General features: G+C 51.9%; 16 protein-coding genes, 2 rRNA genes and 1 riboswitch. Of the genes, 15 read left to right on the forward strand and 3 right to left on the reverse strand.

Features of this window, described 5'->3' with window-relative positions:
* Both EYB31_RS38805 and rrf read left to right on the forward strand, forming a co-directional pair.
* Window positions 1-165 (forward strand): 23S ribosomal RNA (locus tag EYB31_RS38805); the annotation flags it as partial.
* A 144-nt stretch (window positions 166-309) separates the two neighbouring features.
* Window positions 310-426 (forward strand): 5S ribosomal RNA (gene rrf / locus EYB31_RS38810).
* 471 nt (window positions 427-897) lie between these two features.
* Here rrf and EYB31_RS41445 read toward each other — a convergent pair.
* Window positions 898-1,356: a LysR family transcriptional regulator gene (locus EYB31_RS41445; RefSeq protein ID WP_338120015.1), complete on the reverse strand. Its 459-nt coding sequence runs from the start codon at window positions 1,354-1,356 to the stop codon at window positions 898-900.
* A 254-nt stretch (window positions 1,357-1,610) separates the two neighbouring features.
* Window positions 1,611-1,712, forward strand: a riboswitch (purine riboswitch).
* A gap of 161 nt (window positions 1,713-1,873) precedes the next feature.
* Here EYB31_RS41445 and purE point away from each other — a divergent pair.
* The 13 genes from purE (at window position 1,874) to purD (ending at window position 16,245) form a co-directional block, all read left to right on the forward strand.
* A complete protein-coding gene (purE, locus tag EYB31_RS38820) occupies window positions 1,874-2,362 on the forward strand; it encodes a 5-(carboxyamino)imidazole ribonucleotide mutase (protein ID WP_131018973.1) in 489 nt (162 codons plus the stop codon).
* Window positions 2,359-3,528 (forward strand): 5-(carboxyamino)imidazole ribonucleotide synthase, encoded by a 1,170-nt coding sequence (purK, locus tag EYB31_RS38825; protein ID WP_131018974.1) that lies wholly within the window; start codon window positions 2,359-2,361, stop codon window positions 3,526-3,528. Before purE ends, purK begins: the two co-directional genes overlap by 4 nt.
* A gap of 272 nt (window positions 3,529-3,800) precedes the next feature.
* The gene (purB, locus tag EYB31_RS38830; protein ID WP_131018975.1) at window positions 3,801-5,096 is read left to right on the forward strand and encodes an adenylosuccinate lyase; all 1,296 of its coding nucleotides are present in this window, start codon (window positions 3,801-3,803) and stop codon (window positions 5,094-5,096) included.
* A gap of 57 nt (window positions 5,097-5,153) precedes the next feature.
* Entirely contained in the window at window positions 5,154-6,050 is an 897-nt protein-coding gene (locus tag EYB31_RS38835; RefSeq protein ID WP_131018976.1) for a phosphoribosylaminoimidazolesuccinocarboxamide synthase, read from the forward strand.
* An 82-nt stretch (window positions 6,051-6,132) separates the two neighbouring features.
* Entirely contained in the window at window positions 6,133-6,375 is a 243-nt protein-coding gene (purS, locus tag EYB31_RS38840; protein ID WP_131018977.1) for a phosphoribosylformylglycinamidine synthase subunit PurS, read from the forward strand.
* Window positions 6,376-6,585: 210 nt separating this feature from the next.
* Window positions 6,586-7,281: a phosphoribosylformylglycinamidine synthase subunit PurQ gene (gene purQ, locus EYB31_RS38845; protein WP_131018978.1), complete on the forward strand. Its 696-nt coding sequence runs from the start codon at window positions 6,586-6,588 to the stop codon at window positions 7,279-7,281.
* Complete coding sequence (gene purL, locus EYB31_RS38850; protein WP_131018979.1) at window positions 7,259-9,502, forward strand: phosphoribosylformylglycinamidine synthase subunit PurL; 2,244 nt, start codon at window positions 7,259-7,261, stop codon at window positions 9,500-9,502. The genes purQ and purL overlap by 23 nt, the downstream gene beginning before the upstream one ends.
* A complete protein-coding gene (purF, locus tag EYB31_RS38855; protein WP_131018980.1) occupies window positions 9,487-11,070 on the forward strand; it encodes an amidophosphoribosyltransferase in 1,584 nt (527 codons plus the stop codon). The genes purL and purF overlap by 16 nt, the downstream gene beginning before the upstream one ends.
* Before the next feature lie 56 nt (window positions 11,071-11,126).
* Window positions 11,127-12,170 carry a phosphoribosylformylglycinamidine cyclo-ligase gene (purM, locus tag EYB31_RS38860; protein WP_131018981.1) on the forward strand — a complete coding sequence of 348 codons (1,044 nt, stop codon included), beginning with the start codon at window positions 11,127-11,129 and terminating at the stop codon, window positions 12,168-12,170.
* On the forward strand, window positions 12,167-12,805 hold the full coding sequence (gene purN, locus EYB31_RS38865) for a phosphoribosylglycinamide formyltransferase (RefSeq protein ID WP_131018982.1): 639 nt from the start codon (window positions 12,167-12,169) through the stop codon (window positions 12,803-12,805). The genes purM and purN overlap by 4 nt, the downstream gene beginning before the upstream one ends.
* Window positions 12,792-13,964: a phosphoribosylaminoimidazolecarboxamide formyltransferase gene (locus EYB31_RS38870; RefSeq protein ID WP_131018983.1), complete on the forward strand. Its 1,173-nt coding sequence runs from the start codon at window positions 12,792-12,794 to the stop codon at window positions 13,962-13,964. The genes purN and EYB31_RS38870 overlap by 14 nt, the downstream gene beginning before the upstream one ends.
* A 268-nt stretch (window positions 13,965-14,232) precedes the next feature.
* Window positions 14,233-14,961, forward strand: a complete 729-nt coding sequence (locus EYB31_RS38875; RefSeq protein ID WP_240763219.1) for an IMP cyclohydrolase — start codon at window positions 14,233-14,235, stop codon at window positions 14,959-14,961.
* A 24-nt stretch (window positions 14,962-14,985) separates the two neighbouring features.
* Entirely contained in the window at window positions 14,986-16,245 is a 1,260-nt protein-coding gene (gene purD / locus EYB31_RS38880) for a phosphoribosylamine--glycine ligase (protein ID WP_131018984.1), read from the forward strand.
* Between the two features lie 159 nt (window positions 16,246-16,404).
* Here purD and EYB31_RS38885 read toward each other — a convergent pair whose 3' ends face one another.
* Both EYB31_RS38885 and EYB31_RS38890 read right to left on the reverse strand, forming a co-directional pair.
* Entirely contained in the window at window positions 16,405-16,695 is a 291-nt protein-coding gene (locus tag EYB31_RS38885; RefSeq protein WP_131018985.1) for a helix-turn-helix domain-containing protein, read from the reverse strand.
* Between the two features lie 449 nt (window positions 16,696-17,144).
* On the reverse strand, window positions 17,145-17,411 hold the full coding sequence (locus tag EYB31_RS38890; RefSeq protein ID WP_240763220.1) for a type II toxin-antitoxin system RelE/ParE family toxin: 267 nt from the start codon (window positions 17,409-17,411) through the stop codon (window positions 17,145-17,147).
* Window positions 17,412-17,623 lie beyond the last annotated feature (212 nt).

Consider the following 17,623-nt stretch of genomic DNA (forward strand, 5'->3'; position numbering starts at 1 on the left):
GTACGGAAGGGATAAGCGCTGAAAGCATCTAAGCGTGAAGCCCCCCTCAAGATGAGATTTCCCAGTATGTAAGACCCCTTGTAGACGACGAGGTAGATAGGTTCGGGGTGGAAGCGCGGCAACGTGTGCAGCTGACGAATACTAATCGGTCGAGGGCTTAACCAAACATCCCAAGAAAGTGAAGATAAGCGTTGCAGCTTATTCCGAATACTTTCTCGGGGCCCAAAGGACAAGAAGCAAAGCTTGTAGTATTTCGCATCCAGTTTTCAGGGATCAAGACCTGAACCGTTTTGCGTAAAGCAAAACATGTTTGGTGACGATGGCGGAGGGGAACCACGCGTACCCATCTCGAACACGACCGTTAAGTCCTCCAGCGCCGATGGTACTTAGACCGCAGGGTCTCGGGAGAGTAGGACGTTGCCAAGCAAACAAGGAGCTTTCTCAAATTTATTTTGAGGAGGCTCTTTTTTTTTGGTTTCATGGAAATCCGCGAGAAATCATTCGCGTGTGTATTGTGCAAGCTCTTCCTTGATGAGTTGTATTAAGGCGTTTTTTGATGCGGAAGGATATGGATTGCTGCGAAGCTGCAGCAGACCGACCGGAATCGAAGCGTCGTTAAGCTCAACGTTTATTTTGACGACACCTGATGGCAGGGGTGTTGAATCGAGAACAGCTCCAACGGACGAGAGTTGTTTTACGAACCCTGGGATTGCTGAGATTTGGCTAATGGAATAGAGGAACGGGCTTTGTGTATACTGTGAAAACTGTTTGGCTAACCGCAATTAATACAAACATGTAGTTCCCCCGACGATAAGCGGATAATCAAACAAATCCTCGAAATCAATACAGCTTCTTTCGGAAAAAGGGTGATTGCGGGATACGATAAAGCTAATCTTCTCAATGATATAGCGGGTCGAAAACATAACCCGAAGGATCGGCTGGCTCACCGCATAAGGCGAAGTCCAACTGCTTCTGGGTGAGAGCCAGGGACAGGGAGTCGGTATTTCCGGTGGCGATGCTGTATGACACTTTCGGTTTGAGCTCTCTGAATCGGCGTAAACAATTCGGCAGTGTATTTTCCAGCACGGATTCCAGCGCTCCCATACGTATGGTGCCGATCTCTTCTTTTTGCAAAGCTTTTGCTTGTTCGGATACATATTGCCAATGCTTAATCAGACTATCGATTTCTGCTGCAAACAATTGACCGGATCCCGTCAATTCCGCATCCCATCCCCGTCTGAAAAGCTGAATGCCCATCTCTTTCTCCAGCCGTTGAATTTGATTCGTTATCGTGGACTGCGCATAATTCAGCTTTGCTGCTGCTTTTGAAAACGTTCCTTCCTGCGCGAGCCGCATCGGCAATCCAAGCGGCTAAAGAGATTTTTCAACGATCATAATTGAAAACATTTCGGGAGCTGCGAAGGCGGCTCCTTTCTTACGTCTTAAGGGGAGATGGACTGGAAAAAAGCGGGGATTTACATATGGCAAGATTAACTTCGACGAAAAAGCGAACTTTTAAATTGAAAAAATCATTAATGTTCGTGTTTGTAAGTTGACATGGAGTGTCAATCGCTGTTAAACTAAACATGCATGCAACACGGTTTTCATATGTTCATATTGTCAATTAACCTCGTATAATGTCGGGAATACGGCCCGAAAGTATCTACCCAAAGACCACAAATTTTTGGACTACGAGCGAATGAGCGCGGCTGAAAAGAGGCTGCTTTTTGTGTTGCGTCGATGATCTGCGCACTACATACCATTCGATTCTTGTTCGTCCTGCAGATAGGCCATACTATCTTTAGGGCGTTTTTCTTTTTTTTGAATATCACGAACAGACACAAACTCCACTTGAGAAAGTAGGTCAAATCACATGTCGGCACGTGTTGGCGTCATCATGGGAAGCCAATCGGATTGGGAAACGATGAAGCATGCTTGTGCGATTTTGGAGGAATTGGAAATACCGTTTGAAAAGCAGGTTGTTTCCGCCCACCGTACGCCAGATTTAATGTTTGAATACGCATCTTCCGCCGTTGAGCGGGGATTGCAGGTCATTATTGCGGGAGCCGGAGGGGCTGCGCATCTGCCAGGTATGGTAGCGGCGAAAACAATTCTTCCGGTTATTGGCGTCCCTGTCAAAACCTCTACGTTAAACGGACTTGATTCGTTGTTGTCGATCGTACAAATGCCGGGCGGTATTCCGGTAGCTACGGTAGCGATCGGCCAAGCGGGCGCTACGAACGCAGGACTTTTGGCGGCTCAAATTCTGGGCGCCTTCGACCGGTCGATTCAAGAACGAATCGGAGCCCGCCGCGATCGGATAAGCGAACAAGTCATGGAAAGCAGCAGCAGCCTCCAATGAAGACAAACGTATTTTACCCCACCAAAAAAATATTGCCGGGCAGTACAATCGGCGTGTTAGGCGGCGGGCAGCTTGGGCGGATGCTGGCATTGTCCGGCCGTCACATGGGTTACCGGTTCATTACGCTGGACCCGACTCCCGATGCGCCTTGCGGCCAAGTGGCCGACCGGCAGATTGTAGCGGCTTATGATGATGTGAACGCAGCCAAAGCGCTTGCGGAACAATGCGACGTGATTACTTACGAGTTTGAAAATGTCGATGCGGCTGTGACCGATTTGCTGATGTCCGAATCATATGTTCCGCAGGGCAGCCAGCTTTTATATACGACCCAGCATAGGCTGAGGGAGAAACGCGCGATCGAAGCCGCCGGCGTCCAGGTCGCGCCATATGAAGAGATAACCAGCGCTGAAGGATTAAAAGCGGCGATTGCCCGCTTTGGCGTTCCTTGCGTGCTCAAGACGGCTACCGGCGGTTATGACGGAAAAGGCCAATGGGTGATCCGTTCGGCCGATGAAGCGGATGAGGCGTTTCATACGCTCAGTAAAGCCAAGACAGAGCTGGTGCTTGAGAAGTTTATCCATTTTGAAAAAGAACTATCCGTTATAGCGGCTCGCAACCCGAGGGGCGAAATTAAAGTGTTCCCGGCTTCGGAAAATATTCATGTCGATAATATCTTGCACCTGTCCATCGTTCCGGCACGGGTGGATGAAGCTGTCGTGCACAAAGCGCAGCGGCTGGCTGAACAAATCGCCGAATCGATGCAGGTGATCGGCCTGATCGCCGTCGAGATGTTTTTGACTCCGGATGGAGAACTGTTCGTCAATGAGCTTGCGCCGCGGCCTCATAATTCGGGTCATTATACGATGGAAGCCTGCACGACATCGCAATTTGAGCAGCATGTGCGGGCGGTGTGCAATTTGCCGCTGGGCAACGTCGATTTGATGAGCCCGGTGGTTATGGTGAATGTGCTTGGCGAGCATGTCGAGCCGCTGCTTGCGTTGTTGGAAGCGCAGGAGCAGGAGGAGCCCGGCATTGCCGTGAAAGTGCATTTGTACGGCAAGCAGGAAGCGAAGCATAAACGTAAAATGGGACATGTCAATGTGCTGGCCGATTCGGTAGAGAAGGCGCTTGGCTGGATAGAACAAACAGGCATTTGGGGAAAATAGGTGGGAGTAAAGTCCGGCGAAAGGCAAAAAAGGATGAATTTTTATTCGGAAAATGTGTACGACGGAAAGGGATTGCAACTCCACCGCCAATGAAAACCGTGTTTTCTTATATTTTACCTTTCGGTAAAAACACGGTTTTCAAAGCGGACGTAAACTTTCCGCAGCAATTCCCTTCCCTCTGTACAGTTTCGAACCAAAATTCAATTGATGCCAATCGCCGGACTTGACTCCGCGAGAAAAAATAGGATAAGGAAGCGGGAGGAATCGGAATTATGTTAGAGCGTTACAGCAGGCCGGAAATGGTGAAGATTTGGACGGAGGAAAATAAGTTTAAGGCATGGCTGGAGGTAGAAGTTTTATCCTGTGAAGCTTGGTCGGAGCTTGGCGTGATCCCGAAGGAAGATGTGAAGGAACTGCGGGCCAAAGCAAGCTTCAACATTGATCGGATCTACGAGATCGAGCAGGAAACCCGTCATGACGTGATCGCGTTTACCCGTGCCGTTTCGGAAACATTGGGACCTGAGCGCAAATGGGTGCATTACGGCTTGACGTCGACCGACGTCGTGGATACGGCACTTGGTTATTTGCTTAAACAGGCTAATGAAATTTTGGAGAAAGATCTTATTAATTTCATTGAAATTTTACGGCAGCAAGCCATTAAATATAAAGATGTGCCAATGATGGGCAGAACACATGGCGTACATGCCGAGCCGACCACATTTGGCCTCAAAGTAGCGCTTTGGTACGAAGAAATGAAGCGCAACCTGGATCGTTTCCGCTTCGCCGCTGACGGCGTGCAATACGGCAAAATTTCCGGCGCGGTTGGAACCTATGCCAATATCGATCCGTTCGTTGAAACGTATGTGTGTGAGCATCTGGGTACGAAAGCCGCTCCAATCTCGACACAAACGCTGCAGCGCGACCGTCATGCCGAATATATGGCGACTTTGGCGTTGATCGCAACATCGCTGGACAAGTTTGCGACGGAAATCCGCGGCTTGCAAAAAAGCGAATTCCGCGAGGTCGAAGAGCCGTTCGCCAAAGGGCAAAAAGGTTCGTCGGCGATGCCGCATAAGCGCAATCCGATCGGCTGCGAGAATATTTCCGGTTTGTCCCGCGTCATCCGCGGTCATATGATTTCCGCTTACGAAAACGTTACTTTGTGGCATGAAAGAGATATTTCCCACTCGTCCGTTGAGCGTATCATTTTGCCGGATGCGACAATCCTGCTTAACTACATGCTGAACCGTTTCGGCAATATCGTGAAAAACTTGACCGTGTTCCCGGAAAACATGAAGCGCAACATGCTCAGCACATACGGTGTGCCGTTCTCCGGCCGCGTGATGACCAAGCTGATCGACAAAGGCTTAAGCCGCGAGCAGGCATACGACACGGTGCAGCCGCGTGCGATGCAGGCTTGGGAAGAGCAACGCTCGTTCCGCGATATTTTGGAGAATACGCCGGCGATCCGCGAATTGCTTTCGCTGGAGGAAATCGAAGACAGCTTTAACCCGAGCTGGCACCTGAAGCATGTGGATACGATATTTGACCGTTTAGGTTTGAAATAGATTCATCTTTCGAAGCCAGTTTTGCTGGCGCAAAAACGTTTAGGAGGCCAGGCCATTATGAGTTCGTCCAAAGCGATTTCCAGCGCGCAGCCTTATGTGAAGGCTCCGCTGCTGTATAAAGGCAAGGTGCGTGAGCTGTTTGACCTCGGCGAACACTACCTGATTGCGGTCACCGACCGCATCTCGGCATTTGACTATGTGCTGAGCCCTGCGGTGCCGGACAAAGGCAACGCGCTGAACAGCCTCAGCTTGTTCTGGTTTGAGCAGACGGCGGGTATTATGCCAAATCACGTGGTTCATGCCGACGTGGACCGGCTGTATCCTGAAGTTATCACCGACCGGGAAGCGATGAAAGACCGGTTTATGGTGACGCGCAAAGCGGAGCGCATCGATATCGAATGTGTTGTGCGCGGCTACATTACCGGAGGCGGATGGCGCCAGTATCAGCAAACCGGCGAAATCAACGGCCGCAAGCTGCCGGAAGGCATGCGCAAAAACGAACGTTTCGAGAAGCCGATCTTTACTCCCGCGGCTAAAAATGACGTTGGCCACGATGAAGATATCTCCATCGAGCGGATGAAAGAGCTGGTCGGCGCTGAGCTGACGGAGCAATTGGAGCAAAAAAGCATCATGCTGTATGAGTTTGCACGTAAGCTTTGTGAGGAGCGCGGCATTATTTTGGCCGATACGAAATTTGAGTTTGGACTTATTGACGGCGAAATTATTTTAATTGACGAGATTTTTACGCCGGATTCATCGCGTTTCTGGGCGAAAGAGAACTATGCCTTTGACATAGAGATTGACAGTATGGATAAAGAGCCGGTACGGACGTATTTAAGCAATTCAGGCTGGGATAAAAACAGCGAACCCGATCCGCTGCCGGACCATGTGGTCGAAGAAACATCGCGCCGCTATCTCGATATTTACAAGCGGCTCGCTCAAGCCAATCTGTAATTTGCAGCAGCAACGAAACCGGTCATACCGTGGCGAGCACACGGGCACAAACGTTGATATCAGAAAATCGGAGGATGGAATCATGTTAAAAGCGACTGTTTACGTCACCATCAAGCAAAGCGTATTGGACCCTCAAGGGAATGCGGTACAAGGCGGACTTCATTCGATGGGCTTCGCTGAAGTCGGCAAAGTGCGCGTCGGCAAATATATCGAAATCGAACTGAATACGGCGGACCGCTCGGAAGCGGAACAACGTGTAAAAGCAATGTGCGAAAAGCTGCTGGCTAACACGGTTATCGAAGATTACCGTTACGAGTTGGCGTAAGCGGGGCGGTATTAGCTTTTGAGTTTGTGTAAATAGAAGGGCAGCCGCCGTAATGCGGAAGCTGCTTTTGGGATAAAGAGTTGTTCTGCTCGGCAGAACTTGCACATTGTTAATCGTGTTAAATAAAGTAAAGCCCTCACGCGGGCATTTCGTTTAGGATTTGCTTACGAAGCAAGTTTTGCTTCGCAAAACTTTTAGGAGGACAATCGGATGAACTTCGCGGTTCTTGTATTTCCCGGCTCCAACTGCGACATCGACTGCTTTAAAGCGGTGGAAGATACGATCAAGCAGCCGGTCAGCTATGTATGGCATACGGAAACGGACTTATCTCAATATGATTGCATCATCGTGCCTGGAGGTTTCTCGTACGGCGACTATCTGCGCTGCGGCGCGATCGCGCAATTCGCTCCGGTTATGAAGGCGCTGAAAGAAGCGGCAGAACAAGGCAAGTACATTATCGGCATTTGCAACGGATTCCAAATCTTGCTTGAGTCGGGCTTACTGCCGGGCGCAATGCTGCGCAACGAGTCGCTGAAGTTCCGCTGTCATGCAACTATGCTGCAGGTAGAGAACAATGCAACGCCGTTTACGGCCGGCTACAGCCAAGGCGAGCTGATCAACATTCCGATCGCTCACGGCGAAGGCAACTATTACTGCGACGACGCAACGCTGGAAGAGCTTAAAGCGAACAATCAAATCGTGTTCCGCTATGAAGCGGGCAACAATCCGAACGGTTCTGTCGACGATATCGCCGGCATTTGCAATAAACAAGGCAACGTATTAGGCATGATGCCGCATCCGGAGCGCGCTGTGCATGAACTGCTCGGTTCTGCGGACGGAGCAAAGATGTTTACTTCGATTTTGAGCACATGGAGGGAAAAGCATGGCGCAGCAGTTAACGGCTAAGGAACCGACCGCGGAACAAATTGCGGATCAGGAAATTTACAAGCAGATGGGCGTGACGGACGAAGAGTACGCATTAATCTGCGGGTTTTTGGGACGGCAGCCGAACTACGTGGAAATCGGCGTATTCAGCGTCATGTGGTCGGAGCATTGCTCTTATAAAAATTCGAAGCCGTTGCTTCGCAAGTTCCCAACATCGGGGCCACGCGTCTTGATGGGTCCGGGCGAAGGCGCAGGGATCGTCGATATCGGCGACAACCAGGCGGTTGTATTTAAAATCGAAAGCCATAACCATCCGTCGGCGATCGAGCCTTTCCAAGGCGCGGCGACAGGTGTGGGCGGCATTATCCGTGACATTTTTTCGATGGGCGCAAGACCGGTAGCGGTGCTGAACTCGCTGCGTTTTGGCCGTTTGGAAAATGAGCGCGTTAAATATTTGTTCGAGCACGTCGTTTCGGGTATCGCGGGTTACGGCAACTGTATCGGTATTCCGACAGTTGGCGGCGAAGTGATGTTCGACGAGACGTATGAAGGCAACCCGCTAGTAAATGCGATGTGCGTAGGCATCATCGATCACGATAAAATTCAAAAGGGTGTCGCCAAAGGCGTAGGCAACCCGGTGTTCTATGTCGGTCCAGCTACCGGCCGCGACGGTATTCACGGCGCAACATTCGCTTCCGTAGAGCTGACGGAGGAATCCGAAGCGAAGCGTACGGCGGTACAAGTTGGCGATCCGTTCATGGAGAAGCTGGTTCTTGAAGCGTGTCTAGAGCTGATTAACTCCGGTATCGTCCTCGGTATCCAGGACATGGGCGCAGCCGGTCTGACCTGCTCCAGCGCAGAGATGGCTAGCAAAGCCGGCAACGGCATGGAGCTGTACCTCGATGAGGTGCCGCAGCGTGAGGAAGGCATGACGCCTTACGAAATGATGTTGTCCGAATCCCAAGAACGGATGCTGTTTGTTGTTGAAGAGAAGGACGAAGCGCAAGCGAAAGCGATTTTTGACCGCTGGGGTCTGCATTGCGCTAAGATTGGCCGGGTAACGGACGACGGCAACCTGAAGTTGTACCATAAAGGCGAGCTTGTGGGCAGCATGCCGGTTGGCGCACTCGTTGACGAGTGCCCGATATACAACAAGCCTTCGAAAGAGCCTGCTTACTACGAAGCAAGCGCAAGCATCGATACAACTCGTTATGCTGAAGTAACCGACTTGAATGGCGCGCTGAAAAAAGTGCTGGCTTCGCCAACCGTGGCAAGCAAAGAGTGGGTTTACAACCAATACGACTACATGGTCCGCACAAGCACCGTTGTTCGTCCGGGCTCGGACGCAGCCGTTGTATCGATCCGCGGCTCCCGCAAAGCGTTGTCGATGTCAACAGACTGTAATGGACGCTTCGTGTATCTTGATCCGGAAGTAGGCGGCCAAATCGCGGTAGCGGAAGCGGCGCGCAACAACGTTTGTTCCGGCGCTGAGCCGCTGGCGATTACGGATAACCTGAACTTCGGCAGCCCGGAGAAACCGGAAATTTTCTGGCAGATGGAGAAGGCTGTTGACGGTATGGCGGAAGCTTGCCGCAGGCTGAATACACCGGTTATCGGCGGTAACGTCAGCTTGTACAATGAAAATGCAAAAGGGGCTATTTACCCAACGCCGGTTGTCGGCATGGTCGGCCTCATTCACGATACAGATCACATCACGACGCAAGGCTTCAAAAACGAAGGCGACGTTATCTTCCTGCTCGGCGAAACCAAAGCGGAGCTTGGCGGCAGTGAATTCCAATACGTGCTGCACGGCGTAACGGAAGGACGTCCGCCGCAAATCGACCTGGATGTTGAAAAGCGTCTGCTGGACGGCGTTTTGTCGGCGATCCAACAAGGCTTGGTTGCATCGGCGCATGACGTATCCGACGGCGGTTTGGCCGTAGCCCTGGCGGAGAGCGCCATCAGCGGCGGCATCGGCGCCAAGGTCAACTTTGAGAGCAGCCTGCGCAATGACATCGCGTTGTTCAGCGAGAGCCAGTCGCGTATCGTGCTGAGCGCATCGCAGGATAAAGCGGCAGCTTTGCAAGCTCATCTAGAGCAAAGCGGCATCACAGTACAAAAGATCGGTCAAGTTCAAGGCACTAACCTCGAAGTCTCGGTAAACACACAACCAGCCATTCATGCAGCGGTAGATCAACTAGAAAAGGTTTGGAAGGATGCGATTCCATGTCTGATGAAATAAAGACCGACCAGCGACCGGAATTGCAGCTGGGAAGCCGATTTGGAGCGGGCGGACATGATATTCGCTCCGCTTTCCAGCCTGCAAGGAGCGCAGCGGATTTCTCGCTGTGGACAGGGCGCTTTTACAACGACGGGATCAACAGTCATGACGGTCTTTTTGACAAGTTGCGCGAAGAGTGCGGCGTGTTCGGAGTTTACGGACACCCGGACGCGGCACAACTGGCTTATTACGGTCAGCACGCGCTGCAGCACCGCGGCCAGGAAAGCGCGGGTATTTGCGTATCAGACGGGAAAGAATTTCACTATCACCGCGACATGGGGCTAGTGAAGGAAGTATTCAACAATGAGAAGCTGGGAGCGTTGACAGGCTCCAACTGTATTTCACACGTTCGCTATTCGACGGCAGGCGAAAGCAAGCTGGCGAATGCGCAGCCTCTGATTTTCAAGTATCGCGAAGGGGATCTGGCGATTGCTACAAACGGCAATTTAACCAATGCGCCGGAGATTAAACGCGACTTAGAGCGTCAGGGCTCGATTTTCCAAACAACCAGCGATACCGAAGTTGTCGCGCATTTGATCGCTCGTTCCAAGCACGACGATATCGTGCTGGCGGTCAAGGAAGCGCTGCAGAAGGTCGAAGGCGCATATGCGTTCCTGTTTATGACGCGGGATAAGGTCATCGCGGCACGCGATCCGCACGGCTTACGTCCATTCGTTATTGGCCGCCTTGGCAATGCTTATTTGTTCGCATCGGAGACATGCGCTTTCGACGCGGTCGGAGCAACGTATTACCGCGATATGGAGCCGGGGGAATTGCTTGTACTCGATCAGAGCGGCGTAACAGAAGATCGGTTCAGCCCTGTGAAACACCGCGCGATTTGCGCAATGGAATATATTTATTTTGCCCGCCCGGACAGTGATATCGACGAGATTAACATCCATGCCGCTCGCAAGCGGATGGGCCGCCAGCTGGCTCTGGAAGCGTTCGTTGATGCGGATTTGGTCACCGGCGTGCCGGACTCGAGTATTTCCGCCGCGATCGGCTATGCCGAGCAGACGGGAATTCCTTACGAGCTGGGCTTGATCAAAAACCGTTATACCGGCCGGACGTTCATTCAGCCAAGCCAGGAGCTGCGCGAGCAGGGCGTGAAGATGAAGCTGTCGGCAGTGCGCAAGGTAGTAGAAGGCAAGCGTGTCGTTATGATTGATGATTCGATCGTGCGCGGCACAACGAGCCTGCGGATCGTCAACCTGCTGCGCGAAGCGGGAGCAAAGGAAGTGCATGTGCGGATCAGTTCGCCGCCATTCTCCAACCCTTGTTTCTATGGCATTGATACGCCAAGCCGCAAGGAGCTGATCGCAGCGCAAAAGTCGGTCGAAGAAATTCGCCAGGCGATCAATGCGGATTCGCTGCACTTTTTGACCAAGGAAGGACTGCTGGCCTCCATCGGGCGTCCTCAGTCGGACACCAACCGGGGACATTGCACGGCATGCTTTGACAATGTATATCCGACGGCGGTGCCGGACGAAGAAGCGAAAAGCTGGCAGTCGGCCGTTTCGCAGCGATAATGAAGAGATAAGCGGCTTAACCGCCATGAGGTATTGAATATAAAGGAGTGGAACCTGTGTCTGACGCATACAAAAAGGCCGGTGTCGATATTGCCGCCGGGAATGAAGCGGTTGAACGGATGAAAAAGCACGTCAAACGGACGATGCGTCCCGAGGTGCTGACCGATCTGGGCGGCTTCGGCGGCTTGTTCGGTTTAAATAAAGGCAAATACGAAGAGCCGGTGCTTGTTTCCGGTACGGACGGAGTAGGAACGAAGCTGAAGCTCGCTTTTGCCATGGATAAACACGATACGATCGGTATCGACGCGGTTGCTATGTGCGTCAATGATATTATCGTGCAGGGTGCGGAGCCGCTCTTTTTCCTCGATTACCTCGCATGCGACCGGGTCGTTCCGGAGAAAATCGAAGCGATTATCGCCGGTGTCAGCGAAGGCTGCGTGCAGTCGGCCTGCGCGCTGCTCGGCGGGGAAACCGCAGAAATGCCGGGCATGTATGCGGAAGGCGAATACGATATCGCCGGTTTTACAGTTGGCGTAGTCGATAAGAAAAAGGTCATCGACGGCAGTACGATCCGCCCCGGTGACGTCGTGCTCGGACTTGCTTCGAGCGGCGTGCACAGCAACGGCTTCTCGCTGGTGCGCAAGCTGCTGCTGGAGGAGAAAGGCTACAAGCTGCAGGACGAAGTGGCTGAGCTCGGAGCGCGTCTGGGCGACGTGCTGCTGGAGCCAACAAAGATTTATGTAAAGCCGGTACTTGCGGCTTTGGAAAAAGTACAAATTAAAGGCATGGCTCATATTACCGGGGGCGGCTTTATCGAAAATATTCCGCGCGTATTGCCAGACGGCGTCAACGTGCATATCGAATACGGCTCTTGGCCGATTCTGCCGATCTTTCAGCTGATGCAGCGCGAAGGCGGCATTTCGCACCGCGACATGTTCCGCACCTTCAACATGGGCATCGGCATGGTCGTGATCGTAGCGGCAGAGCAGGCGGAAGAGGCGAAACGTATTTTCGAGCAAAACGGCGAAAGCGTGTATACGCTTGGTCAAGTCACCGCAGGGGACAAAATAGTCACCTTCAGCGGAGTGGAGATCGGATGAAGCCGTTTCGCATTGCCGTATTCGCCTCGGGCAGCGGCTCGAATTTTCAGGCGCTCGCGGATGCTGTGCAGGCAGGCAAGCTCGATGTTCGCATCGAGCTTCTTGTATGTGATAAGCCTCGGGCCAAGGTGGTTGAGCGCGCAGAGCAGGCAGGCGTTAACGTGTTTGCGTTTAAGCCGAAAGACTATGCCGCGCGAGAGGCGTATGAAGCTGACATTTTGCGCAAGTTGGAAGAACACGAGATCGATCTGATCGTGCTGGCCGGTTATATGAGGATCATTACGCCGGTGTTGGTCGAGCCGTGGTACGGCCGGATGATCAACATTCATCCGTCGCTGCTGCCTTCGTTTCCGGGGCTGCATGCGGTCCGGCAGGCGCTTGATCATGGTGTGAAGGTGACCGGGGTGACCGTGCATTACGTCGACGGCGGAATGGATACAGGCCCGGTTATCGCGCAGCGGGCTGTCAGCATCGAACTGGATGACACGGAAGAGACGCTTATGGAGAGAATACATCGGATCGAACACGAGCTGCTGCCGCACGTCGTGCAGCGCATCAGCCAAGACAAGGTTCGGTTGACAGGCAATACCACTCGATTTGAAGAAGGACGGGGAGAAGATCATGAGTCAAAATGAGATCAACTTAAGATACGGCATGAATCCGCACCAGAAGGAAGCAAAAATCTACAGCGAAGGCAAGCTGCCGATTACCGTCGTTAACGGCGATCCCGGCTTCATCAACCTGCTGGATGCGCTCAACAGCTTCCAGCTCGCCCGTGAACTGCGCCGCGCCACAGGGCTGCCTGCAGCAGCTTCGTTTAAGCACGTGAGCCCGGCTGGAGCAGCCGTATATGCCCCGCTGACGCCGGAACTGGCGAAAGCCTACTTCGTCGAAGGGCTGGAGCTGTCGCCGCTCGCTACCGCTTATGCGCGGGCCAGAGGTGCGGACCGCATGTCGTCGTTTGGCGACTGCGCGGCGCTCAGCGACATCGTGGACGCTTCCACGGCGCAATTGCTGAAACGCGAAGTATCCGACCTTGTGGTAGCGCCGGGTTATACGCCGGAAGCGCTGGATATTCTCAAAGCGAAGAAAAACGGCGGCTACCTGATTCTGCAAATCGATCCGGATTACGTGCCGGAGCCGATCGAAAAGCGCAACTTGTTTGGCCTTACGCTGCAGCAGCAGCGCAATGACGCTGTGATTGACGCCTCCGCGCTGAATCATGTGGTAACGAACAATAAAGAACTGACGGAAGAAGCCAAGCGTGATCTGTTAATCGCATTAATCACTTTGAAATATACGCAGTCCAACTCGATCGTGTATGCACTGGATGGCCAAACGATCGGTATCGGCGCTGGACAGCAGTCGCGCATTCACTGTACGCGTCTTGCCGGCGACAAAGCCGACCGTTGGTTCCTGCGCCAGCATCCGACGGCGCTGTCCATGAAGTTCCGTCAAGGCTTGTCTCGCGCGGAGCAAAACAACGCTATCGACTTGTGGCTCGAAGAAGAACTGACGCCGGTTGAACGCGCCAGCTGGGAAAGCTGCTTCAGCGAAGTGCCTGAGCGTTTGTCCGGTGAAGAGAAACGCGCTTGGCTGGACAAGCTGACCGGTGTTTCCTACGGCTCCGATGCGTTCCTGCCGTTCCGCGATAATCTCGACCGCGCCAGCCGCAGCGGTGTCAAATATGTCGTGCAGGCGGGCAGCTCGATGCGCGACGAGGAAGTTGTGCAGGCAGCCAACGATTACGGCATGGTGATGGCGTATTCGGGCGTGCGTTTGTTCCATCATTGATGAGGGGTATGCAGGGAGGAAAAACATTAAATTTTTATTCCTAAAGCTTGCTGGGTCGGGAAGGTACTGCCGCTTCACCGCTCATGAAAACCGTGTTTCATTTTATTTTACCTTGCGGTAAAAACACGGTTTTCAAAGGCGGACGTAAACTTTCCGCGGCAGTACCTTCCCTAATCAGGGGAGTGGAATAAAAATTTAAAAACCTCGTCCCCGCATACTCTTGGGGGTATATAAGAGCAAGAGCGTAAAACATAAGGGGGTAACGCAAGTGGCAGAACAATGGAAAAACATAGCTGAAAGTAATTTTGCACAGCTCGCGGAAAATCCGTATCCGGGCCGCGGCATCGTCATCGGACTTACGCCGGACGGCACGAGATTTGTGCAAGTATATTGGATTATGGGACGCAGCGAGAACAGCCGTAACCGCGTCTTCATTCAAGAAGAAAACGGATTCCTGCGCACGGAAGCGAAAGATCCGGCGAAGCTGACCGATCCGTCGCTGATCATCTATTATCCTGTCCGTTATACGGGCAGCGCGCATATTGTCACGAACGGCGATCAGACCGATACGATTTACGACGCGCTGGCAGCAGGCCAAACGTTCGAGCAGGCTCTCACGACCCGCACTTACGAACCTGACGCGCCGAACTTCACGCCGCGTATTTCCGGTGTTGTCGATCTTGCGGACACCACTTGCGCATATAAGCTGTCGATCCTAAAGACCAATCTGAACGATCCTGCACAAACGATGCGCCACTTTTTCCATTATGAGCACGGGCTGGCCGGTTACGGCCACTTCATCAGCACGTACGCCGGAGACGGCAATCCGCTGCCTTCGTTCCAAGGCGAACCGCTGCTTGTTCCGCTCTACGACGATGTGGAGCAAACCGCTCAGGCATTCTGGAGCCGCTTGAACGAAGACAACAAAATTTCGCTGCTGGTTAAGACGATCCGAGTGGACAACGGCCAAACGGAGATGCGTGTTATCAATAAGTAATTTGAGTTGAGGAGGCGAGCAATTGTGCGAATATTGGTAGTGGGCCGCGGGGGCCGCGAACATGCGATCATATGGGCGCTCAAAAAAAGTCCGAAGGTATCGCAGTTGTACTGCGCGCCCGGCAACGGAGGTATTGCGCACTTGGCGGAATGCGTGCCGATCCAGGAGCATCAGTTTGAGGAATTAAGCCAGTTTGCAATCGATCATGCGATTGATCTTGTATTTATCGGACCTGACGACCCGCTGTCCGCGGGTATTGTCGATCACATGGAAGCAAAGCAAATCCCGGTGTTTGGTCCGCGCAAAAATGCGGCGATCATCGAAGGCAGCAAGGTGTTTACGAAGGACTTGCTGAAAAAGTACAATATTCCGACAGCGGCTTACGAGTCTTTTGAAAACTATGATGAAGCGCTTGCTTACTTGCATAAACAACAGATGCCGATCGTCATAAAAGCCGACGGGCTTGCAGCGGGCAAAGGCGTTATTATCGCGGCGACGATGGACGAAGCGGATAAGGCGCTGCGCGAAATTATGGTCGAAAAGGTATTCGGAGAATCCGGCAACCAAGTGGTCATCGAAGAGTTTTTGAGCGGCCAGGAAATGTCGATTCTGTCTTTCGTGGACGGCGAAATCGTCCGTCCGATGCCTGCGGCGCAAGATCATAAGCAGGTGTTCGACAATGATAAGGGACCCAATACGGGGGGCATGGGGACATATTCTCCGCTCCCGCATATTCCGCAATCGGTCATTGAAGAGGCGATTGAAACGATCATTAAGCCGACAGCTTCGGCAATGGTGAAAGAAGGACGTCCGTTCCGCGGCGTCTTGTTCGCAGGTTTGATGATTACGGCGCAAGGTCCGAAAACTATCGAGTTTAATGCGCGTATGGGCGATCCCGAGACACAGGTCGTATTGCCGCTGCTCGAGACCGACTTGCTGGACATCGTGCTTGCCGCAATTAACGGACGGCTGGACCAGATGGACATCCGCTGGAGCAACCAATCGGCTGTCTGCGTTGTGGCGGCTTCCGGAGGTTACCCGGCTTCCTATCCGAAAGGATTGCCGATCGAAGGGCTGGACCGTGTGGAGGACGCCTTGGTGTTCCATGCGGGTACTGCGCAAACGGACTCGCAGCTCGTCACAAACGGCGGACGGGTGCTTGGTATAACCGGCATGGGCGCCACCATTGCGGAAGCGCGCGAGAAGGCGTATGCCGAGCTGGACAAAGTCCGCTTCGAAGGCATGCATTACCGGACCGATATCGCCAAAAAGGCGCTTGTATAAAAGGCGATGTGAGATCGGCGGGGTCTTTTTGTTGAGGAATTTTTCAACTTCATATTACACCTCAGCCTAGTTGCCGCGTTGCTTGCTCACGCGTGACCGATAATATATAAGCTCTTCCATAGTGTGTTTTAGCTATGGAAGAGCTTTTATTTGTTAGTGCTATGCGATTATTGCAGCCGCTTGTTCATCGATAACCAAATCGAGTTTGAAGCCGACAGCCTTAGCTAATTTCTGTATCGTATCAATTCGCGGAACAGTCGCTCCACTTTCTATCCGCGCCACTGCGGATTGTTTTAACCCTGCTACATTAGCGAGTTCGGCTTGGGTCCAGCCCAAATCTTTACGTCTAATGATTATTTTAGCGACCAACGTTGCTGCGAAATCGATGGCCATCAGTTCATCGTCTGGGATCGACGAAATAGTCCGTTTCACATCGTCCCAACTTTTCATATTTAGAGACTCCTCACACAAGATTTTTTTAAAAAATGAAGTATATTCTTACTTAATATGTTGGTGTCATCTGATAGGCTTGCTATTCTTTATGAATTTCTTTCTATATGAGTTGAACCAATGGTTTGGAAGTCCGCTCCATTCCGAAAGGGATTATCTTGCCCGCTTCAAACATCTTGTTTTGAATTCCTTTTATTAATGGGCCTTCGGATGGTAGGAATTCAAAGCCAAAACTTGCTGGCAAGACAATTCCCTTTCTCCACTGCACTCTGCTCTTCCTGGAAGTCTTTGGTGCAACTTATATAAACATGGGGTATATGATAACTTCGTCGTTTACTTTCTCTTATTCTTTGCTCCATTTGACAATCCTCCTATAGATTTTTGCTTGGCATGGGGTGCTCTTTAGGTATTCTCTCTCAATCTGGACTCCCTGGAGAGGGAGGGGATTATTACTCCCCTCTACGCCCATTTCGTTTGCGCCAGTCGGCCATCTCACGTTTCGCTTTCTCAATTTCAGCCTTTGGCGTTTTGTTTGTCTCTTTGCGGAAACTATGTAAGAGTACAATATGATTGCCATCCCACAAAAAGAAGAACACGCGCTCATCACTGACGCGGAGTTCCCAGAGATCACCGTCAATTTGCTTAGTGAATTTCTCATCAGCACGACTACCCTCCGCTTGGAGAATACCAAGACAGTAGACAATTTTCTTAAGCATGGTGCGCGCTTTTTTGTCCGTCCTAGCTTTTTCGTTCAATTAAGTGATATGACTTTCGAAAGGACAAAAACCATGGGCATCCTGGTAGTGGAGAATCTTGTACATTGGACGCACCGCTGCCTTTCTCGGATATTCTTTTTCGAACCAATTATAACGGATTTGTTATAATTATATCGATATTGTTATATATAGTCAAGGAATAGGAAATCGAA

It is taken from the genome of Paenibacillus thalictri (assembly GCF_004307995.1).
In the GTDB taxonomy this organism is placed as follows: Bacteria; Bacillota; Bacilli; order Paenibacillales; family NBRC-103111; genus Paenibacillus_AF; species Paenibacillus_AF thalictri.